Raw genomic sequence first — 20,425 nt, forward strand, 5'->3', positions numbered from 1 at the left:
TCGGCTTGCGCCATGTGGCGCTAACCTGACTGGGTGTCCGCGTCCGAGAACATCACCGTGATCGGCCTGCTGGGGCCGGTCGCCGTGGGGCGGGGGTGCGTCGAGCCGGACGGCCTGGTGGCGGTTCCAGGGGTGCGTGCCCGCCGCCTCCTCGCGTCCCTCGCGCTGGCGGACGGACGGACCCGTTCGGCCGAACGCCTGATCTCCGACGTCTGGGGTGACGATCCGCCGCGGTCGCCGATGCCGGCCCTGCACACCCAGATCTCGCGCCTGCGCCCACTGCTCGGCCCCGGTCGCCTCGAAGGTGTCGGCAACGGCTATCGCCTCGTCGGGTGTCGCACGGATCTGGAGATCGTCGCCGACCTCATCGACGACGGCAGCACGGAGGCGCTCGACGCAGCGGCGCGATGGTGGCGCGGTGTGCCCGGCGACGATCTGGACGACGACGGTTCCTTCGGTCTCGACGCCGACGTCCGGACGCGGGCGGATCGGCAGCGAGACGCCCTCGATCAGCGCCGCGTCGGTGTGGCGTTGGCCGCAGGTGATTTCTCCACGGCCCGCGAGATCGCCGACAGGCGTTGTCGTGCAGACCCATTGGACGAGTCCGCGCACATCGACCTGATGCGTGCGCTGGCCGGGGAGGGGCGGACCGCCGACGCGTTGACCGTGTTCGCGCGCCTGCGCCGGTCCCTGTCCGAACAGCTCGGCGTGGACCCCGGACCACAAGCCGTTGCCGTCAATGCCGAACTCCTTGCGACGGAGAATGGTTCGCAATCGTCGAGGGTGAGATCCGATGAACCGGCTCCGCCATCGGTGATCAAACGCGGCCGGACGGTCGGGCTCATGGTGGAGGCGTCGGACCTCATCGGCCGCGACGACGACATCGCTGGCATCGTCGGCTCATTCGACGACCACCGGTTGGTGACCATCCAGGGGCCTGGCGGTGTGGGCAAGACCCGCGTCGCGCACCGGGTCGGTGATGCGCTGGCGCAGTCGGGGAGGCCGGTGTTCTACGTCCCGCTGGCGCCGGTCCGCAACGAGGACGACGTCGTGGCGTCGATCGCCGCATCCCTGGGGGTCGGCGAGACCGACATCGGCAGCGGCGCGCGACCCCGGTTGGCGGTAGGCGACCTCGCCGACCGTCTGGTCGACGCGGTGCGAGGTCAACGCGCGGTGATCATCCTCGACAACTGTGAACAGGTCATCGAACGGTGCGCGCGTGTGGCCGCGGACCTCTTGGCGGCCGAGCCTCAACTGTCCATCCTGACCACCAGTCGCTCGCCCCTGATGTTGGCCGCCGAGCGCATCTATCTACTGCCGGTTCTCGATGTCGGAGTGCATGGTTCAGCGGTCGAACTCTTCGAGCGGCGGGCGCGGGCGATCCGGCCCGACGCGCAGCTGCCGCGGGCCGAGATCGCCGAACTGTGCCGGCACCTCGACGGACTGCCGTTGGCCATCGAGCTCGCCGCGGCCAGGATTCGCGCCATGACCGTGACCGAGATATCGCGGCGACTCGAGGAGCGCTTCGCGCTCCTGCGGGGCACCGATCGAACCGCCCCCGATCGCCATCGCACCCTGTACGCGGTCATCGAATGGAGTTGGGATCTCCTCGAGGCCGACGCACAGTCGGCGATGCGTCGACTGTGTCGCTTCCCGGCCGGATTCACCACCGACGCTGCGGCGGTCGTGGTCGGACAGAGCGGATTCCGGCTCGCCGACACCCTCGAGGCGTTGGTGAACCAGTCACTTCTCACCGTGACCGAGACCGACGGCCACATCCGCTACCGGATGCTGGAGATGGTGCGGGAATTCGGTGAACAGATGCTGACCGGTTCCGACGATCCGACGGAGTCGGGCGACGTCGACCGCGCCATGGCGCAGTGGGCACGAGGGTTCGCCGAGATCGCCGAGGCGAAGTACGAGATCGCGGTGGACGATCGGTTGTTCACCTGGATCGCCGCGGACGTCGACAATCTGGTCTGGGTATTGCGTCGCTGCACCACGATGGCCGACGAGACCGGTGACCCCGGCGCCGTGGACACCGTCGTCACGGTCTTCCCGGTGTTGAGTGCGTTCTGGATGGTCCGCGGCCTGCATGGCGAGGTGATGTCCTGGGGTGCAAGACTTCTCGTAGTTCTGCCGAAACCGCCGTCGGATCTCTCCGACGCCATGCGGCGCCGCTGGCAGTTCACCGTGCTCGCGTCGATGGGGCACCTGGCGATGCAACAGAACTTCCGGGGGGTGGCCACCGGTCGCCACCACATCCGCATGATGCACCGACCGGAACGGACCTTCGACGAACCGACGGAGCTGCTCTCGGCCTGTGTGTTGTGCCGAACCCCGCAGGCCGCGATGCGGTACATCTCGCGTGGGACACGTGCGGCCGACGAACAGGTGCGAGCGGCCGCGCTGTCGATCCGGATGAACACCCGGGAGAACTTCGGCGACCTCGATCGGGCGCTGGCGGACGGCTTCCTGCTGCGCGAGATCGCGCGGCAGCACGACAATGCCTGGATGTCCGGGATGGCCCAAGTGACCATCGGCAGTTTGCACGGACAACAGGCCCAGTGGGACCGGGCGGTCGGTCATTACCGCAGCGCCATCATCAATCTCGTCCGTCTCGGTTCCCGCGACGACGAGTTGCAGACCCGGTGCTATCTGGTGGTGACCCTGGTCGCGCTGGGGCGACTCGACGAGGCCGAGCGCGAACTGCTCGTGGCGGCCGAGGGATGGACACCCGACGACCCCAACCCGCAGGGCAATCCAGAGGTCATCGGCGCGATGATGCTCGGTTACGCCGAACTGGAGTTTGCCCGTGGTCATGTCGACGTCGCAGGTGAGATCTACTGGCGCGCTGCCGATCTCATCAAATCCAACCATCCGCTGGGTGCGCAGGATCCGGGCATGGTGATGCTCATCAGCGCGGCCGTGGCCGGCATCGTCCGGGCGGGGGATCTGGCGCGGGCAGAAGAGTTCCTGACCCTGCTGGCCGACGGTATCAACGATACGTTCGGGCTGGCCGGCTGGCAGGACCAGCCGCAGGCCGGTGCGATGGCGATGGCCGCCGGGTACCTGATCTGCGAGGCCGACCGCCGCGACGAGGACGGAGCGTGGCTCCTCGCGCTGTCACGGCGCCTGGGGGCCCGACAGGACTATCCGTCGCTGCATCACATCTACGCCGGGATGGCGGAGATCTCCGGGCTGCCCACCGCGCAATGGGATGCGCTGGTCGCGCAAGCGGCACAACGGTCGCGGCGCCAGGCGGTGGACGAGGTCCGAACCCGCCTGGCGCCGCGCACCAGTACTCACGTGTGAACTCTCAGATCACGCGTTTCGCATGTAGGCACGCACGGCCAGCGGCGCGAATATCGCTGTGACCACCACGGCGCCGACGAGCGCGTACACGACGTGGATTCCGATGTGCCCGTTGGCGGTGAGTTCGCGCACGGCGGACACCAGTTGGCTGACCGGGTTGACCTTGACGAACGCCTGTAGCCAGCCGGGCATCGTGTCCACCGGGACGAACGCGTTCGACATGAAGGTCAGCGGGAACAGGATGAGCATCGAGATGCCCTGTACCGCAGAGGCCTTGCTCATCAGGCAGCCCATCAGTGCGAAGATCCACGAGACCGCAAAGCTGCAGACGATCACCAGCGCCGCGGCGCCGATCGTTCCCCAGGCGTCAGGGCGCCACCCCATGATCAAGCCCATGACGATGGTCAGGGTCGTCGCGATGAAGTAGCGGATCATGTCGGCGAGCAGTGCGCCCGCCAGGGGGCTGATCCGGGCGATGGGCAGCGACCGGAACCGGTCGAACACACCCTTGTCCATGTCCTCGCGCAGCTGGGTGCCCGTGACGATCGACGTGGTGATCACGGTCTGAACCATGATGCCGGGAATGATGACCGGCAGATAGGCGCTGATGTTCCCGCTGATCGCGCCACCGAAGATGTAGGTGAACATCAGGGTGAAGATGATCGGTTGCAGCGTCACGTCGAACAGCTGCTCCGGGTTGTGCCGGATCTTCAGCACGCCCCGATACGCCATGGAGAAGGACTGTCGGACGGTTTCGGCGAGGCCGATCGACCGTTTGGCTACGGGCCGAGCATCTTTGGTGGTGATCGCGGTCGACGCGGGGCCGCGGTCGATGGTTGTGATGGTCATCAGGCCACCTCCTCTTGGATGGTGTCGGTCTGGTCGTCGGCCGGCCGGCCGGTGATGGTGAGGAAGACCTCGTCGAGACTCGGCTTCTGGACGTTGATCTCATCGATGGCGATCTGGTTTTCGCGCAGTGCGATCAGGATGTCCGGCACCAGATCCGGCTTCTGCAGGCCGACGGAGACACGGGCGGCCTCGGGGCTCAGGGTCGCGGTCTCACCGAGTACCGACTCGACGATCTGGCACACGTGCTGCGCGTCCGTCCGGTTCACCGGGACGAGTTGCAACGTGCTGGCACCGACCGACTGCTTGAGTTCGTCGGCCGTTCCGTCGGCGACCACGATTCCGTGGTCGATGACGGCGATGCGGTCGGCGAGTTGGTCGGCCTCATCGAGATACTGCGTGGTGAGCAAGACGGTCGCGCCCTGCTTCACGAGGTTGCGGATGGTCTCCCACATCTGCGCCCGGGTACGTGGGTCGAGGCCGGTGGTCGGCTCGTCGAGGAACAGCAGAGGTGGGGTGTCGATGAGGCTCGCCGCCAGATCGAGGCGTCGCCGCATGCCGCCGGAGAAGTTCTTCAGCGGTCGATCGGCGGCCTCGGTGAGGGAGAACTCCTCGAGCAGTTCGTCGGCCCGGGAGCGCGCCGCGGGTCGCGACAGGCCCAGCAGCCGGCCGAACAGGACGAGGTTCTGTGTCGCGGTGAGGTCCTCGTCGACCGACGCGTACTGCCCCGTGACGCCGACGAGGGAACGGACCGCGACGGCGTCGTCGACGACGTCATAGCCGAAGACGGTCGCGTGGCCCGCATCGGGACGCAGCAGTGTGGCGAGCATGCTCACCGTGGTGGTCTTCCCGGCCCCGTTCGGGCCGAGCACGCCGTACACCGAACCGGTGGGGACGGCCAGATCCACGCCGTTGACGGCGCGGGTCGATCCGAAATGTTTGACCAGCCCGTGCGCATCGATCGCCAGGCCGGCCGAGGTGGTTGTTGTCATGCCGCTGAGAGTGCCCCGTGCCGCTGTCGTGGGCCTTACACCGGCTTGCGCGGTGATTACAACGGCTGGACGGCCGCTGACGTGGGTCGTCGCCGTGAGTGTTCGGCGGGCCGCGCTTCGGCACGGTGAGCGATGTAGGCCAGGCCGAACATCAACATCGGGATCAGCATGTAGCCGAACCTGCCGACCGGCGCGAGCAGGAAGAAGCACGAGAAGCCTGCGCCGATGAAGGTGGCTGCGGCGGCAAAGGTGGCTGGTGGCCGGCGGACGAGGTATGTCGACAACACCACGGCACACACCGCCAGCAATGCCATGCCGGCGATACGGCCCGCCGGGCCGAGCGATGCGAGGAGCACCCCGGGCATGGGGCTACGCGCGGGTGTCGGGGTGCTGCCGTGGCCGGTGGGGAACTCGAAGACCTGAGCGATCGTGTCCGAGACGGACAGAATCGCCGGGATGACGAAGACTGCCGACGCGGCCACGAAGAACGCGACGAACCGAGCCGCGACGGCCCTGCCATAGCGGGTGATCAACAGCGCCAGGATGATCGGCAGACTGAGCAGTGCCACCCATTTGATCGCGAAGGCCGCGGCGACGAAGACCGCTCCGAGCGCGGGACGACGGGTGGCGGCGAGCGCGAGTCCCAGGAGGAGGAAACCTGCGAGCGGGAGGTCGACACCGCTCGCGCACATCTCCAGGGCGATCGTCGGCGACGCGACCAACAGGATCGCGGCACTGGTCGCCCATCCAGACCGCGCGCGGAGCACTCGCATCGATCCCCACACGCCACCGATTGCGATCGCCGCACACCAGATCCGGGGATCTCCGACGACATTCCACGCGCTCTGCGGATCGATGCCGGAGCGCGCGATGAGAGCTGCGGGGATGCCGAACACTGCCATCACCGGTAGGTAGGGGTTGATGTCCGCAAGGACGGTGGCGTGGTGGACATATGGGATTCCGCTGGTGATCAGCAAATTGCCGGACCGCGAGATGACACCGACCTCGTCCTGCATCTGGTGATGGCCGTTGAGCAGCATGACGAACGGCACGACGAGGGCGCCGGTGACCGCGGCGATGCGGGCGAGGCGTGCGCGCCGGGTACCGGCTGGCAGAGGAACGATCGAGATGAGTGCTGCGACGCCGTAGCCGATGACGGCCGAATGCGCCCAGGTGATGTGGGCGTCGAGGCCCGAGATCCGGAACAGGAAGTACGCTCCCGCGCCGAACACGAGGTACGCGACGCCCTCGACGTGATGTCGCCGCACCTGCGGGTGCTTCCGTAAACCCACGATGACCATTTGATTTCCCCCGGTCTACTGTGGAGTGAACACTTAGTTGAACGTATCAACCACGTCGTTCCGAATTTAATCCGGTGGGGGACGTATGGCCATTGCATGGCGGGATCAGCCGCCTCATCAGGGGCACCCGCGTGTTGCCCGAATGTCGGCGGCCGCGCGTGTGCGATTGGCCGGTGTGATGGCGTATCTGGGGCAGCCGCGATGGTGGGTGGAGATCCTCCTCATCTGGGGGATCTACTCGGCTTACTCGCGGGTTCGCAACATCGGTGGCAAGGACGTCGGCCGCGCGTTCGGGAACGGCCGATCGATCGCGCAGATCGAGCAACACCTGCACATCGCGTTCGAACCGGCGCTCAATCGCTGGGTGCATGTCAACGGCTGGGTGGCCGATCTCAGTGCGCTGCACTATCACACGCTGCACTGGTGGATCACGATCGGCGTGTTCGTCTGGCTGTTCTGGCGGCGACGCGAGATCTATCGACGGGCGTCGCTCGTGCTGGCGCTGACAACCCTCATCGCGCTGGCCGGCTTCTTCCTGATCCCGACCGCGCCGCCGCGGATGTACCCGGGGTATGTCGACATCATGGCTCAGACCGCGTCGTGGGGCTGGTGGGAAGGTTCCGGTTCACCCGGTCCGGAGTCGGTGACGAATCAGTTCGCTGCGATGCCGTCGTTGCATTGCGGGTGGGCGATCTGGTGTGGGGTGATGATCGCGATGTACGCGCGTCGAACGTGGGTGCGCGTGCTCGGGGTGCTCTATCCGATGAGCACCGCCTTCGTGGTGATCGGGACGGCCAATCACTATGCGCTGGACGTGATCGCGATCGTCGCGGTGATCGCCGTGTCGATGGCGATCGTGTACATGCCGTGGCGTCAGGCCGCCGACGCGGTCGCGCGCAGGTCGGCGGTGTCGGGTAGATCCGTCGCGTAGCGGATGACCGATGTCACGCGGCCGAGGCGACGCTCGACGAGGACGATGGCCTCGGCGAGCTGATCGGGATCGTCGACGTCGGCGACGAGCGCGGCCGTGTGGCCGTTGTTGCGCAGCATGAACGGCACCGCGGCCGAGTACTGGCTGCTGACGACGCCCAGCGGGATGTCGCGACGGAACAGTGCGCGGGCGTAGTCCAGGACGGCGGGGTCGTCGTCGAGGACGATCAGTGGGACGGTGGGGGTGCGTGTGCTCTTTCTCATGATCCAAGGATGATGCCGCAGGTTGGAGACGGTCTGAGGCGTTGCTGTGGTTTGACTGTGGATGCTTGTTCGGCCTGTGGATGAATCATCGGCGCCGGCATCGGAACGGTCTATCCTCACGCTCCCTGGGTGACATGATCTGCCGTCCAGGCCCTCGCAGCCGGGTCCGGTCGGCCGGGCTTGTTCTCTGCTGCCGTTTCTAGTATCCAGGGTAGAACATGTTCTAATTCTGGCCGCTGTTGTCGATCTGTCTGTCTGGCGTTGAGGAGCCCCCAATTGCACACCCCGATCTGTGACGAGCTCGGTATCGAGTTCCCCATCTTTGCGTTCACCCATTGCCGAGACGTGGTGGTAGCCGTCAGCAAGGCGGGTGGTTTCGGCGTGCTCGGTGCGGTGGGGTTCACGCCCGAGCAGCTCGAGATCGAATTGAAGTGGATCGATGAGCACATCGGCGATCGGCCCTACGGCGTCGACATCGTCATCCCCAACAAGTACGAGGGGATGGATGCCGACATGTCCACCGAGGAGCTCACCAAGATGCTCCAGGACATGGTGCCGGCCGAGACGTTGGATTTCGGCCGCAAACTGCTGCTCGATCACGGTGTTCCCCTCAGTGAGGACAGTGACAACTCCCTCCAGCTGCTCGGCTGGACGGAGGCCACTGCGACCCCGCAGGTGGAGATCGCCCTGCAGCACCCGAAGGTGAAGCTGATCGCGAACGCGCTCGGCACACCGCCCGTCGACATGATCGAGAAGATCCACGCGTCGGGTCGCAAGGTGGCCGCCCTCTGCGGCTCGCCCCAGCAGGCGCGTAAGCATGCGGACGCCGACGTGGACATCATCATCGCGCAGGGCGGTGAGGGCGGCGGCCATTGCGGCGAGGTCGGTTCCATCGTGCTCTGGCCGCAGGTCGTCAAGGAGGTCGCACCGCGTCCGGTGCTGGCGGCCGGTGGTATCGGCAGCGGACAGCAGGTCGCAGCCGCATTGGCTCTCGGTGCGCAGGGCGCGTGGAGCGGTTCGCAGTGGTTGATGGTCGAGGAGGCCGAGAACACACCCGTCCAGCAGGCCGCCTACGTCAACGCGGGCAGCCGCGACACGGTGCGCAGCCGGTCGTTCACCGGAAAACCGTGCCGCATGCTCCGCAACGACTGGACCGAGGCATGGGAAGACCCGAACAATCCCGAGCCGCTGGGAATGCCGTTGCAATACATGGTCTCTGGTATGGCCGTTGCCGCAACGCACAAGCATCCCGACGAGAGCATCGACGTCGCGTTCAACCCGGTGGGCCAGGTTGTCGGTCAGTTCCAGAAGGTGGAGAAGTCCGCCGCGGTGATCGAGCGTTGGGTGCAGGAGTACATCGAGGCAACCGGAAGCCTGGAGAGCCTGGCGAACGCGACCTGAAGTCGCTGTACCACAACATGATCGGTGGACAACGCCGATAGGTCGCATCAGGCAGCCGCCCCGTTCCGTGAAACGGGGCGGCGAGCTTCGACTCCGACACGACTGCTCAGATCGCCCTCGGGGGGACCGATATCGCGGTGTGGGACAACATCAATCCGGGTAACGCGGTCGAGGTCAAGCTCAGCTACGACATGCCTGCGGGCGCTGTCCCGACAAGCATCGAACTGCACGACTCGATGTTCTCCGGCGGCGAGACGGTGTCGCCGACGTAGTCCGCAGCGTGGTCTCGACCCACACCGTCACAGGCTCGTGCGAACCTTCCCGGACCGCGCCGGGTCGTCCAGAAACAGTTGTAGCGGTGAGTGCGCGATGGCACCCACCGCTACAACGGTGACTCAGTGGATCAGTCGATCAGCTGTGATAAGGCTCGGCGCTGACGAGGGTCACCTTGATCACCGCGCCGCTGGGCACGGAGTATTCACGGGTCTCGCCGACCTTGGCATCGATCAGTGCCGCGCCGAGCGGAGAACTCGGCGAGTAGGTCTCGATCGACCCGTCTCCGGCACTCTCCTCGCGGGTGGCGATCAGGAAGGTCTCGGTGTCGCTCTCGTCGCCGTCGTAGTACACCTTGACCACCGAACCCGGCAGGGCGACACCCGACTGCGTGGGCGCTTCGCCGACCTTCGCGTTGTTCAGCAACTCCTGGAGCTGGCGGATACGCGCTTCCTGCTGACCCTGCTCTTCGCGGGCCGCGTGGTAGCCGCCGTTCTCCTTGAGGTCGCCCTCTTCGCGACGCTCGTTGATCTCCGCAGCAATGACCGGTCGATTGGCGATCAGTGAATCCAGTTCGCCTTTGAGGCGGTCATGCGACTCCTGGGTGAGCCACGTCACCTGTGTGTCGGTCATCGGTCACTCCTTTGTGTTGTCCGCGCCCAGGCGGATTCTTCAACTGGGCATATGGACTGCTCAAAATGCAGCAACACGACCCCTCGCGGAGCCGTGTATCCAATGAGGGTACCAGTCACTGAGAGCTAAAGCACATCAGAGCCGTCGGACCGGGCCTGTCGGAGTGCTTCTGCATAGCTGGGTTCGACCCTCTTGAGCCACCCGACGACCAGGTATGTCACCGGCATGATCACTATCTCCACCAACGTTTTCCAGACAAATCCGACGACCGTGTAGTTGATGAAGTCGCCCCAGCTGGAGATGCCGAGAGCCGTTGCGGCAATCGAGCAGAAAACGAGGGTGTCGGCGAACTCACCGACCACTGTCGAGCCGATGAGGCGTGCCCACAGGTGGCGTTCACCCGCGCGCTCCTTCATCTTGACGAGGACGAACGAGTTCAGGAACTCGCCCGCGAGGTAACCGGCCAGTCCGGCCAGCAGGAACTGGGGTACCACGCCGGCGACCGTCCGGAAGGCCTCTTGTCCGTCGTAGAAGTCCGCGGCCGGTAGCTCGATCGTCAGCCAGAAGCAGATCGACGCGATCAGCAGCACCGCGAATCCGGCGAAGATCGCCCGGCGCATTGCACGGAATCCGTAGACCTCGCTGATCACGTCGCCCAGCACGTAGGCCAACGGGAACAGGTAGAACGCGCCGTCGGTGACCAGGCCGTTCATCTGGATGGGACCGAGCGAGACGTTCAGCCAGTCGTCGAACAGGACGACACCCTTGGTGCCGGTGATGTTGCTGATGAGCATCACGCCGACGAACAACGCCATCAGATACGCGTAATAGGGACTCGACACGGTCGCGAAGACCGCGCGGACACGCGTCGTGCCGGTCACGGTTCAGAAGGTGCGGTCAGATAGGCGGGCACGTCGGTGGTGCAGCCGAACACCTCGCCGATCACCGGAGGCTTGGACGTGCTGACCTCGGTGTGCACCCCGACCTGGGTCTGTGTACCTGCCGGGATGAGAATCTCCCGGCGGCCGGTCTCATCGCCGTCGGCGGAGCGTCCACGCACCACACACGCCGCGGGCAGTCCCGGGTCTCGGCGCGTCACGGTGATCTGGACCGCAACCGTGGAGGGATTCACGATCTGGTAGCCGGCTGCTTCGCCGGACACCACCGGATTGGCGAACTTCGAGTAACCGAGCGCCGCGAGCGCGAGACCGACAACAACCACCAGCGCGGACAGTCCGATGAACCAGCGTCGCCTGCTGGTCGGCGACTGCCCGGAGGGGTACGTCGCGCGAGGCCCGCTGCGCGGTGCATCCGCACCGGCGTCGGTGCCCCCGTCTGAACTGTTCACGCGTCAATACCTACCATGGGAGCAGTACCTATCCGAAGGTGAGGAAGCGTGACCGAATCTCACACAGGTGGACCGCATGCAGGTCTCCGTCTGATGGCGGTGCATGCTCACCCGGATGACGAGTCCAGCAAGGGCGCCGCGACGACCGCGAAGTATGCGGCCGAGGGCCATGACGTGCTCGTGGTCACGCTCACCGGTGGTGAGCGTGGCGACATCCTGAACCCGGCGATGGACCGTCCGGGAGTCAAAGAGCGGATGAGTGACGTCCGCAAGGAAGAGATGGCGAACGCCGCCGCGGCGCTCGGGGTCGAGCAGATGTGGCTCGGCTTTGTCGACTCGGGACTGCCGGAGGGCGATCCGCTCCCGCCCGTCCCCGAGGGTTCGTTTGCCGCGATCCCCATCGAAGACGCCATCGAAGCACTCGTGCGTGTGGTCCGGGAGTTCCGGCCGCACGTGATGATCACCTACGACGAGCGCGGCGGTTACCCGCATCCGGACCATATCCGGGACCACGAGGTGTCGGTCGCGGCATTCGAGCGGGCCGGCGATCCGGACGCATATCCGGGTACCGGCGAACCGTGGACCGTGTCGAAGATCTATTACACGCACGGCTTCATCCGCGATCGGATGGTGCTGTTCTCGGACGAGTTCGAACGGCACGGACAAGAGAGTCCGTTCACCGAATGGCTCAGCAAGTGGGAGCCCGGTCGTGGCGACTTGATGGGTCGGGTGACCACCCAGGTCGAGTGTGGCAAGTATTTCCCACAGCGCGATGATGCGCTGCGGGCGCACGCGACCCAGATCGATCCCAACGGAGTGTTCTTCGCGGTGCCGCTCGAGTGGCAGCAGCGACTCTGGCCGACCGAGGAGTTCGAACTCGCGCAGACGCGCGTGAAGACATCGATCCCGGAGACCGATCTGTTCGCGGGAATCGAGGAACCATGAGTCCGATGAACCCGATGCACGTAGCGGCCGGCTATCAGATCCTGGCAGATCAGCAGCCCGAAGGGCCCGAGTTCGGCAAGGCCTCACCGCTCGGGCTGCTCATCATCATCGTCCTGCTGGTGGCCACCGCGCTGCTGATCCGGTCGATGAACTCACAGCTGAAGAAGCTGCCGAAGACCTTCGACGCCGAGCATCCGGAACCCGATCAGGCATTCGACGACGGAACCGATTCGGTCGTCGACGGCGAGGGCAATCCCGCCGCCACAGACCCCGACACCACAGACCCCGACACCACAGGCAAGGTGCAGGCCGATGAACGGAAGTCCGCCGAGACCTGAACCGACCGAAGCGGGTCGTGACGGGGATCTGCAGCGCAACGTGCTGGATCAATCCACGAGCCCGTATCTCCGCCAGCACGCCCTCAACCCGGTGCACTGGCAGGAGTGGGGGACCGATGCCTTGGCCGAGGCCGTCCGCCGAGACGTCCCGATCCTGCTCTCCGTCGGCTACGCCGCCTGTCACTGGTGCCACGTCATGGCACATGAGTCCTTCGAGGACGCCTCGACTGCCGCAGTGATGAATCGCGATTTCGTGTGCATCAAGGTGGACCGGGAAGAGCGTCCCGACATCGACGCGATCTACATGAACGCGACCGTGGCGATGACCGGGCAGGGCGGCTGGCCGATGACCTGCTTCCTCACCCCGTCAGGTGACCCGTTCTACTGCGGCACCTACTTTCCGTCGTCGCCGCGTGGCGGAATGCCCTCCTTCATCCAGATCATGGGTGCGGTCACCGAGGCCTGGACGCAGCGACGGGACGAGATCGATGCCATGGGGCACCGGGTCCGTGAGCACCTCGAGGCCAACACCGAGGCGTTGCCGGTCGCCGACGTCGGCGTCGACGACCGGTTGCTGGCCCATGCGGTCACCACGATTCTCGACGACGAGGACACCGAATCCGGTGGATTCGGAGGGGCGCCGAAATTCCCGCCGTCGGCGTTGCTGGAGGGGCTGATCCGCGCAAGCGAGCGGACTGCCGACCGGCCGCCGCTCGACGCGGTGATCCGGACCGCCTCCGCGATGGCGCGCGGCGGCATCTACGATCAGCTGGCCGGCGGATTCGCGCGCTATTCGGTCGATAACGACTGGGTGGTACCGCATTTCGAGAAGATGCTCTACGACAACGCGCAGCTGCTGCGGGCCTATGCGCATCTGGCGCGACGCACCGGTGATCCGCTGGCGACACGGATCGTCGAGGAGACCATCGAGTTCCTCGACCGCGATCTGCGGGTGTCGGACGGGTTCGCATCGTCGCTCGACGCCGATGCCGATGGTGTGGAGGGTTCGACCTACGTGTGGTCGCCCGCGGAGCTGACCGACGTCCTCGGCGAGAGCGACGGACGTTGGGCGGCAGACGTTCTCGGGGTGACGGCGGAGGGCACCTTCGAACACGGCAGGTCCACCCTGCAACTACCTCGCGACCCCGACGACCCGGTCCGGTTCGCGCAGATCCGAAGTCGACTGCTGGTGTCGCGCGGCGGGCGTGTGCAACCGGCGCGCGACGACAAGGTGGTGACCGGATGGAACGCGATGGCGATCACCGCGCTGGTCGAGGCCGGTGCCGGTCTGGGGCGCCCGGACTGGATCGATCTGGGAGCCTGGTGCGCGCGGGCACTACTGGACGGGCATGTCGTCGACGGGCACGTACGGCGTTCTTCGCTCGGCGGGGTTGTCGGGCAGCCCGCCGCGGCGCTCGACGATCATGCTGCTCTGGTCACCGCTCTACTCAGCCTCCATCAGGTCACCGGTGAAACGTCGTGGCGGGACGAAGGGTTGGCTGTACTCGATGTGGCCATCGAGTTGTTCGCGGATCCCGAACAGCCCGGGACCTGGTTCGATTCCGTCGGCGACGGGCTGATCACTCGGCCACGTGATCCGGTCGACGGGGCCACACCCGCAGGTGCGTCACTGATGGCCGAGGCCTTGCTGGCCGCGTCAGCACTCGCGCGCTTCGGCCCGGCGACGCGATATGCCGAGCTCCTCGATCAGACGCTCGCGCGCTCGGTGGTGCTCCTGGCCAAGGTGCCCCGATCGGCCGGACACTGGCTCGCGGTGGCGCAGACCAGAGTGTCGGGACCGCTGCAGATCGCGGTCGCCCAGGGGCCGGACAGCATGGGTGAACTCGCCGCGCACGCACGTCTGGTTGCCCCCGGTGGCACGATTGTCGTTGCCGGGGAACGTGATTCGGTACCGCTGCTGGACGGGCGCGGTACCGTGAACGGTGCGGACGCCGCCTACGTCTGCCGTGGCACGGTCTGCGGTTTGCCTGTGACGGACGGCCCGGCGCTCGAGGGGGCGTTGGCGGCCGGCTGATTCCACCTGCCGACCTCCCCGAATGACGCCGCCCCTTCGTCGAGCGGGCGCAGTTTCGACGCGAGCGGGCGCAGAACTCTCGCGAGCGTGCACAGTTTCGACGCGAGCGTGCACTGCGATGGGTTGTCGGTGAGAATCGGTCGGAGAGTGCGCACGATCGGCGGGAAACTGCGCACGTTCGGCGGGGTTGGGCATGTCATCCGGGCGGACCATTGCCCGTGACGCCGGGCGATCAGTATCGTCAGTGCAATGTCGCCTCTACCACGGCGTTCGATCGTGTCGTGGACCGCGCTCCGGGTCGTTCGGATCGCCGTCGCCGTGTTCACCCTGGCCGGTTTGAGTAGCGTCGTGCCGACGGCGCACGGGGCGGCGCCGCTGCGGATGTTCGCCATGGGCAACTCGTATATCTCGGGTCAGGGCGCCGACAACTACCAGACCATTCCGGCAGACATGACCTCCTATCACGCCGGGACGACCGGTCCGCAGAACTATTGCTTCCGCAGCAGACATGCTGCGGTGGAGGTCGTCGCGAAGCGGCTCGGCGCCCGATTCACCAATGTGACATGTGCGAATTCCCAACCGCGACATATCGATCAGGACGCGCAGTTCGACGAGGGTCGCCAGATCGAGCACCTGCCCCGTGACGCCGACGTCGTCGTGATGCAGGTGATCGGCAATCCGGAGTTCATCAAGGTGGTCGAGTGCGTGCAGCTGCGGGAGTGCGATCGGCCGACGGTCGAGCGATCGCTCCGGGCTCTCGACGACGACCAGAAATTCCACGAGCGACGCATCATCGGTGAGGTCCGGGCCCGCGCTCCTACCGCACATGTCTACGTCCTGGGTGCACCTCAGGTGGTTCCGCGCGTGGGGCAGGACCAACGCGGTCGCTGTGGGTGGTTCATGTCCGATCCCGAGGTCGGGATGCTCAACGATTTCATCGGCAAGATCAACGAGATCTCGAGGGACAACGCCCGTCGTGCCGGCGAGACCTTCGTCGACCTGGCTCGTCCGGGATCGCCGTGGAATCAACGCCACGACCTGTGCAGCGCCGACCCGTGGGAGTGGGGCCCGCGGGTGGCGGCTCCCCAGTACGGACCCGACAACGTGAAGTTCCGGAACTGGATCCTGGGTGGATACCACCCGACTCAGGCCGGGCAGCGTGCCACCGCCGTGGTGTTGGAACAGGTCATCCGAGAACGCGAGGCCCCTCGAGGATGATCCGGTGGCGACTTCCTGGAGAAATTCCTCGAGAGTGCTGTCGATCCGTGATGATTGCTTCGTCATAGGGGCAGATGGCGGCAGTGGGCCGGCATCACCTGCCATCCGGCATCCGAGAGAGGACCTGACATGCAATATCTGCTGGCGATCACGATTGACGAATCCGTCCCCATGCCCCAGGAGGGCGATCAGGGATCCGAGGAGATGCGTGCGGCGTGGGCCGGATACGGAAAGGCTCTCGCGGCGGCAGGCCTGCTGGTCGAGGGGGCCAGCCTCACGCCGAGCGCATCGGCCACGACGATGCGGCTGACCCTCGGCCAGAGCCCCACCATCACCGACGGCCCGTATGTCGAGGCAAAGGAACAACTCGGCGGTTATTACCGCATCGACGCCCCGGACCTCGACGTCGCGCTCGAGTGGGCGGGACGGATTCCACTGCCGTTCGGGGTGGTCGAGGTCCGGCCCGTCGCGATCTTCGCGGCCGACGACGGCACCCCGACGCCGGTCGAGGCCTGACCGGCAGTGGCCGACACCGCAGGATCGGCCATTGCGCGTCTGGCACGCGAGGAGAGCGGGCGTGTGCTCGCTCTCCTCGCTGCCCGCTTCGACGACGTCGACCTCGCCGATGACTGTGTCCAGGACGCGCTGTTGCAGGCCGCCGAGACCTGGCCGACCCGCGGTGTCCCCGACAATCCGCCTGCGTGGCTCTACACAGTCGCGCGCAATCGGATCGTCGACCAACTGCGTCTGCGTGCGTCCCGCCGACGTCGGCTCTCTGCGGCCGCACCTGAACTGCTGGCCGAGAGCGAGCCGTCCACCGGACCGGAACTCATCGTCGACGACCGCGAGCTCGATGACGAACGCCTCCGGCTGCTGTTGCTGTGCGCACACCCGGCACTGGATCGCGATGCGCAGGTCGCCTTGACCCTACGGCTCGTCGGAGGTCTCACCACCGCCGAGATCGCTGCTGCCTTCCTTGTGCCGGAACGTACTCTCGCACAACGGATCGTCCGCGCCAAGCGCAAGATTCGCGACGCGCGGATCCCACTCACCATCCCGGCCGACATCGATGGCCGCGTCGGTGTGTTGCTGGGGGTGCTCTACCTGATCTTCAACGAGGGGTATCTGTCCAGGGGCGCAACGCCGTCACTCGTCCGGCTCGACCTGGCTGACGAGGCGATCCGGTTGACCGGACAGTTGATCGAGCTCATCCCGGAAAAGGGTGAGGCCCATGGCCTCCTCGCGCTCGAACTGTTCCATCGAGCTCGGTTCGGCGCGCGGCGCGACGTCGCCGGTGACCTCGTCGTGCTGTCGGAGCAGGACCGAAGTCATTGGGATGCAACGATGATCGACCGCGGGCGCACGGTGTTGCAGACCGCCGTGGCATGTCCGGGTGTCGGCGTCTACCGCATTCAGGCGATCATCGCCGCGTTGCACGCCGGCGCCGAGACGGCAGCCGACACCGACTGGGCCGCCATCGTCGATCTGTACCGCATGCTGGAGCGCATCGATCCCGGCCCGGTGGTCGCCCTGAACCGAGCCATCGCGGTGTCGATGGTCGACGGCCCGGAGACCGGACTGGCCGAGGTCGATGCGATCGACGGGCTCATGGATTACCACCTGTGGCATGCCGCGCGGGGCGAGCTCCTCTACCGGGCCGGTGATCCGACAGCGGCCGCCGAGGCGTTCCGTAATGCACTCTCGTTGGCCGACAATCCGGTCGAACAGCGCCACCTGCGAAGCCGCATCGACATGTGCACTGCGGTGGGAGCGGACTCGGGGACACAGGGCTCGGCGGAATGAACGGCGTTTCGGATCGCCACCGACGAACGCTCAGAGCGCGAGGTGAGTGGCTGCGGCACCTTCCGGTCCGACCAGCGCGCACAGTCGTCGATCCCGGCCCAGCTGCATGAGCAGTGCCGCGCCTGCGGGTCGTAGATCGATCGCGGCGCCCTGCCCGATCGGCCAGCCCAGGAATCGGCAGACGAACGACCGCGAGAAGTGCCCGTGGGACACGATGATCACGTCGGACTCCGCCAGGCGTTGCTCGACGAGCTCGACTGCGCCGTCGACTCGGCGGGTCATGTCGTCGACGGATTCGCCGTGTGGCCCGCCGTGTGTCCAGATGGTCCAGTCGCGATCGCCGTCCGCGTGGATCTGTGCGCGGGTGAGGCCCTCGTAGTCCCCGTAATCCCACTCGGCGAAGCGATCATCGACCTCGTCGACAACCAGCCCACCGAGTTCGGCAGTCCGTTGCGCACGTCGTCGGGGTGAGGCGAAGACATACGGGGCGACGAGGCCGAGGCGGTCGGCGATGCCGGCGAGGGCGCGAGCGTCCTCCTCGCCGCGCGGGGTGAGATCGATGTCGGTGCGCCCGGTGTGCCGGTCGGTCAGCGACCATTCGGTCTGCCCGTGCCGGACGAGGAGCACTCGTCGGTTCGTCGGGATGTCTGCAGCGCCTCGGTCGTCGGTCACCCTGCCGAGCCTACGACCTCCGCCAGCTGATCGACTGCCCAATCGATCTCCGCCTCGGTGATCACCAGTGGCGGCGCGAGTCGGAGCGTCGAGCCGTGTGTGTCCTTCGCGAGCACCCCGCGCTCGGCCAACCGGAGACAGATGTCCTTTCCCGTGCCCACCGACGGTTCGACGTCGATCCCGGCCCACAGGCCGAGGCCGCGGACCGCCACCACGCCCTGTCCGATCAAGTCCTGCAGCCGGGCGTGCAGGTGGCCGCCGAGGTCGGCAGCGCGTGCCTGCCAGGTGCCCTCGGTGAGCATGTCGACGACCGTGTGACCGACGGCCGCGGCGAGCGGGTTTCCGCCGAAGGTGGAGCCGTGCTCGCCGGGGTGCAGGACGCCGAGGATGTCCCGGTCGGCCACCACGGCGGACACCGGCAGGATGCCACCGCCGAGAGCCTTGCCCAGGGTGTAGAGGTCAGCCTCCACGTCCCAGTGCTCCACGGCGAGCGTCTTTCCGGTCCGGCCGAGCCCGGACTGGATCTCGTCGGCGATCATCAGGACATCGCGCTGGGTGCAGAGCGCGCGGACGCGCGGCAGGTAGTCGTCCGGCGGCACGATGATGCCGGCTTCCCCCTGAATCGGTTCGAGCAGGACGGCCACCGTGTTGTCGTCGAGGGCGGCCGACATCGCCGCCGCGTCGCCGTAGGGCACACGCACGAATCCCGGTGTGTACGGGCCGAATCCGTTTCGCGCGTCGGGGTCGTCGCTGAAGCTCACGATGCTGATGGTGCGGCCGTGGAAGTTGCCGTCGGCGACCACGATCTTCGCCTGGCCGTCCGGTACGCCCTTGACGTCGTAGCCCCACTTGCGGCCCACCTTGATCGCCGACTCGACGGCTTCGGCGCCGGTGTTCATCGGCAGGACCATCTCCTTGCCGCAAAGTGCTGCGAGCGCCGCGCAGAAGGGCTCGAGCCGGTCGGATCGGAACGCCCGGCTGGTCAACGTGATGCGTTCGAGCTGGGCCGTCGCCGCGGCGACGATCCGGGGATTGCGGTGGCCGAAGTTGACGGCCGAGTACGCGCCGAGGCAGTCGAGAAAACGTCGCCCGTCGATGTCGGTGATCCAGGCGCCCTGCGCGGTCGCCGCGGTGACCGGCAGCGGTGAATAGTTGTGCGCGACATGGGGCTCGGCGGGAAGGGGTCCAGCAGGAGGGGACACGGCGGGAGGGGACACCAGGACCTCCTTGTCGATGCCTCTCAATTCTAGGGTGCAGCATTTGATGCCGCCGCCGCCTTTGAGCAGTTCGGAGAGATCGATCGCGATCGTTTCGTAGCCGGCAGCGCGCAGCAACTCCGTGAGGTGTGGCGCCGCATCGGTCATCACGACGTGGCGGCCGTCGGAGACGAGGTTCAGGCCGAGGGCCGCGGCATCGCCATCGGTGGCGACGATGGCGTTCGGGAACAACGTGCTCAGCAGCGTTCGCGAGGCCGGCGAGAACGCGGGTGGGTAGTACGCGATGTTCTCGTCGTCGAGCACCCCGAGAGCCGTGTCGAGGTGATAGAACCGCGGATCGACCAGCTCGAGCGTCACGACCGGCAGACCGGTGATCGTCGAGACCTCGTCGTGGGTGTCACGGTGGCTCCGAAAACCCGTTCCGGCGAGGATGCGCTCCCCGACGACCAGGAAATCGCCCTCACCTTCCTGGATGCCGACCGTCCGATGAACCGGACCGAGACCGTTCCCGTCGAACCAGGCCGCGTAGAGATCGCCCTCGGGTCCGCGTTCGGGAAAGGCGAAGCGGGCTGCGATCGTGTGCCCGCCGATGCTGAGACCGCCGTTGGCGGCGTAGACCATGTCGGGGAGGCCCGGGTATGGATCGACGATGTGGACACGATGACCGAGCGATTCGTAGGTCTCTCGCAGGCGGAGCCACTGAGCGATCGCAAGGTCGGTGTCCACGGGTGTCGACGGATCCATCCACGGATTGATCGCGTAGCTGACCGTGAAGTGGACTGGCGGCGTCATGGCATAGGTCCGTAGCCGGGGTACCCGGGCGACCGGAGCGAGAACAGGGCTCGTCAGCGTCATGAATCGACGCTATCCTCCCTTTGTCACGCAAGCAATCGA

18 protein-coding genes and 1 pseudogene are annotated in these 20,425 nt (G+C 66.5%); 10 read left to right on the forward strand and 9 right to left on the reverse strand.

What is annotated here, in order from left to right:
- The first annotated feature begins 33 nt into the window (after positions 1 to 33).
- Entirely contained in the window at positions 34 to 3,315 is a 3,282-nt protein-coding gene (locus tag OVA31_RS18680) for a BTAD domain-containing putative transcriptional regulator (protein ID WP_267628104.1), read from the forward strand.
- A 9-nt stretch (positions 3,316 to 3,324) separates the two neighbouring features.
- On the opposite strand, the gene OVA31_RS18685 is transcribed toward OVA31_RS18680, so the two are convergent.
- Genes OVA31_RS18685 through OVA31_RS18695 form a run of 3 tightly spaced genes read right to left on the reverse strand, consistent with a single transcriptional unit; the run spans position 3,325 to position 6,445 of the window.
- Positions 3,325 to 4,164, reverse strand: a complete 840-nt coding sequence (locus OVA31_RS18685) for an ABC transporter permease (RefSeq protein ID WP_267628105.1) — start codon at positions 4,162 to 4,164, stop codon at positions 3,325 to 3,327.
- A complete protein-coding gene (locus tag OVA31_RS18690) occupies positions 4,164 to 5,153 on the reverse strand; it encodes an ATP-binding cassette domain-containing protein (RefSeq protein ID WP_267628106.1) in 990 nt (329 codons plus the stop codon). Before OVA31_RS18690 ends, OVA31_RS18685 begins: the two co-directional genes overlap by 1 nt.
- Before the next feature lie 56 nt (positions 5,154 to 5,209).
- Complete coding sequence (locus OVA31_RS18695; protein WP_267628107.1) at positions 5,210 to 6,445, reverse strand: hypothetical protein; 1,236 nt, start codon at positions 6,443 to 6,445, stop codon at positions 5,210 to 5,212.
- A 94-nt stretch (positions 6,446 to 6,539) separates the two neighbouring features.
- Here OVA31_RS18695 and OVA31_RS18700 point away from each other — a divergent pair, with 94 nt between their 5' ends.
- Entirely contained in the window at positions 6,540 to 7,385 is an 846-nt protein-coding gene (locus OVA31_RS18700; protein WP_267628108.1) for a phosphatase PAP2 family protein, read from the forward strand.
- Here OVA31_RS18700 and OVA31_RS18705 read toward each other — a convergent pair.
- Complete coding sequence (locus OVA31_RS18705) at positions 7,328 to 7,648, reverse strand: hypothetical protein (RefSeq protein ID WP_267628109.1); 321 nt, start codon at positions 7,646 to 7,648, stop codon at positions 7,328 to 7,330. The two genes, OVA31_RS18700 and OVA31_RS18705, sit on opposite strands and share 58 nt — an antisense overlap.
- A gap of 276 nt (positions 7,649 to 7,924) precedes the next feature.
- Between OVA31_RS18705 and OVA31_RS18710 the strand changes: the two genes are divergently transcribed.
- The gene (locus OVA31_RS18710) at positions 7,925 to 9,049 is read left to right on the forward strand and encodes a nitronate monooxygenase (protein WP_164306969.1); all 1,125 of its coding nucleotides are present in this window, start codon (positions 7,925 to 7,927) and stop codon (positions 9,047 to 9,049) included.
- 83 nt (positions 9,050 to 9,132) lie between these two features.
- A pseudogene (locus OVA31_RS18715) lies at positions 9,133 to 9,321 on the forward strand (DUF4352 domain-containing protein); the annotation flags it as partial.
- Positions 9,322 to 9,460: 139 nt separating this feature from the next.
- On the opposite strand, the gene greA reads toward OVA31_RS18715, so the two are convergent.
- From greA to OVA31_RS18730, 3 genes are all read right to left on the reverse strand, one after another.
- On the reverse strand, positions 9,461 to 9,955 hold the full coding sequence (greA, locus tag OVA31_RS18720) for a transcription elongation factor GreA (protein ID WP_164306971.1): 495 nt from the start codon (positions 9,953 to 9,955) through the stop codon (positions 9,461 to 9,463).
- A 125-nt stretch (positions 9,956 to 10,080) separates the two neighbouring features.
- Positions 10,081 to 10,836 (reverse strand): queuosine precursor transporter, encoded by a 756-nt coding sequence (locus tag OVA31_RS18725; protein WP_267628110.1) that lies wholly within the window; start codon positions 10,834 to 10,836, stop codon positions 10,081 to 10,083.
- Complete coding sequence (locus tag OVA31_RS18730; protein WP_267628111.1) at positions 10,833 to 11,303, reverse strand: DUF4307 domain-containing protein; 471 nt, start codon at positions 11,301 to 11,303, stop codon at positions 10,833 to 10,835. Before OVA31_RS18730 ends, OVA31_RS18725 begins: the two co-directional genes overlap by 4 nt.
- 48 nt (positions 11,304 to 11,351) lie before the next feature.
- Between OVA31_RS18730 and mca the strand changes: the two genes are divergently transcribed.
- The 6 genes from mca (at position 11,352) to OVA31_RS18760 (ending at position 17,642) form a co-directional block, all read left to right on the forward strand.
- A complete protein-coding gene (gene mca, locus OVA31_RS18735; protein WP_267628112.1) occupies positions 11,352 to 12,248 on the forward strand; it encodes a mycothiol conjugate amidase Mca in 897 nt (298 codons plus the stop codon).
- Between the two features lie 5 nt (positions 12,249 to 12,253).
- A complete protein-coding gene (locus OVA31_RS18740; protein WP_267631598.1) occupies positions 12,254 to 12,586 on the forward strand; it encodes a hypothetical protein in 333 nt (110 codons plus the stop codon).
- On the forward strand, positions 12,561 to 14,621 hold the full coding sequence (locus tag OVA31_RS18745; RefSeq protein ID WP_420714077.1) for a thioredoxin domain-containing protein: 2,061 nt from the start codon (positions 12,561 to 12,563) through the stop codon (positions 14,619 to 14,621). Before OVA31_RS18740 ends, OVA31_RS18745 begins: the two co-directional genes overlap by 26 nt.
- Positions 14,622 to 14,870: 249 nt before the next feature.
- Positions 14,871 to 15,839: a GDSL-type esterase/lipase family protein gene (locus OVA31_RS18750; protein WP_267628113.1), complete on the forward strand. Its 969-nt coding sequence runs from the start codon at positions 14,871 to 14,873 to the stop codon at positions 15,837 to 15,839.
- 129 nt (positions 15,840 to 15,968) lie between these two features.
- Entirely contained in the window at positions 15,969 to 16,355 is a 387-nt protein-coding gene (locus OVA31_RS18755) for a YciI family protein (protein ID WP_267628114.1), read from the forward strand.
- A gap of 6 nt (positions 16,356 to 16,361) precedes the next feature.
- A complete protein-coding gene (locus OVA31_RS18760) occupies positions 16,362 to 17,642 on the forward strand; it encodes an RNA polymerase sigma factor (RefSeq protein ID WP_267628116.1) in 1,281 nt (426 codons plus the stop codon).
- A 30-nt stretch (positions 17,643 to 17,672) separates the two neighbouring features.
- Here the strand turns inward: OVA31_RS18760 and OVA31_RS18765 are convergent, their stop codons facing one another.
- Both OVA31_RS18765 and rocD read right to left on the reverse strand, forming a co-directional pair.
- Positions 17,673 to 18,314: a histidine phosphatase family protein gene (locus OVA31_RS18765; RefSeq protein ID WP_267628117.1), complete on the reverse strand. Its 642-nt coding sequence runs from the start codon at positions 18,312 to 18,314 to the stop codon at positions 17,673 to 17,675.
- On the reverse strand, positions 18,311 to 20,386 hold the full coding sequence (gene rocD, locus OVA31_RS24720; RefSeq protein WP_324290128.1) for an ornithine--oxo-acid transaminase: 2,076 nt from the start codon (positions 20,384 to 20,386) through the stop codon (positions 18,311 to 18,313). The genes OVA31_RS18765 and rocD overlap by 4 nt, the downstream gene beginning before the upstream one ends.
- Between the last annotated feature and the right edge of the window lie 39 nt (positions 20,387 to 20,425).

Source organism: Gordonia sp. SL306 (genome assembly GCF_026625785.1).
Taxonomy (GTDB): Bacteria; Actinomycetota; Actinomycetes; order Mycobacteriales; family Mycobacteriaceae; genus Gordonia.

What these genes read in the sequence shown, in the direction of transcription:
- OVA31_RS18685 (WP_267628105.1), bottom strand. Translation starts at nt 4,164, where the DNA reads ATGACCATCACAACCATCGACCGCGGCCCCGCGTCGACCGCGATCACC.
- OVA31_RS18690 (WP_267628106.1), bottom strand. Translation starts at nt 5,153, where the DNA reads ATGACAACAACCACCTCGGCCGGCCTGGCGATCGATGCGCACGGGCTG.
- OVA31_RS18700 (WP_267628108.1), top strand. Translation starts at nt 6,540, where the DNA reads ATGGCCATTGCATGGCGGGATCAGCCGCCTCATCAGGGGCACCCGCGT.
- OVA31_RS18705 (WP_267628109.1), bottom strand. Translation starts at nt 7,648, where the DNA reads ATGAGAAAGAGCACACGCACCCCCACCGTCCCACTGATCGTCCTCGAC.
- greA (WP_164306971.1), bottom strand. Translation starts at nt 9,955, where the DNA reads ATGACCGACACACAGGTGACGTGGCTCACCCAGGAGTCGCATGACCGC.
- OVA31_RS18740 (WP_267631598.1), top strand. Translation starts at nt 12,254, where the DNA reads ATGAACCCGATGCACGTAGCGGCCGGCTATCAGATCCTGGCAGATCAG.
- OVA31_RS18745 (WP_420714077.1), top strand. Translation starts at nt 12,561, where the DNA reads ATGAACGGAAGTCCGCCGAGACCTGAACCGACCGAAGCGGGTCGTGAC.
- OVA31_RS18750 (WP_267628113.1), top strand. Translation starts at nt 14,871, where the DNA reads ATGTCGCCTCTACCACGGCGTTCGATCGTGTCGTGGACCGCGCTCCGG.
- OVA31_RS18755 (WP_267628114.1), top strand. Translation starts at nt 15,969, where the DNA reads ATGCAATATCTGCTGGCGATCACGATTGACGAATCCGTCCCCATGCCC.
- rocD (WP_324290128.1), bottom strand. Translation starts at nt 20,386, where the DNA reads ATGACGCTGACGAGCCCTGTTCTCGCTCCGGTCGCCCGGGTACCCCGG.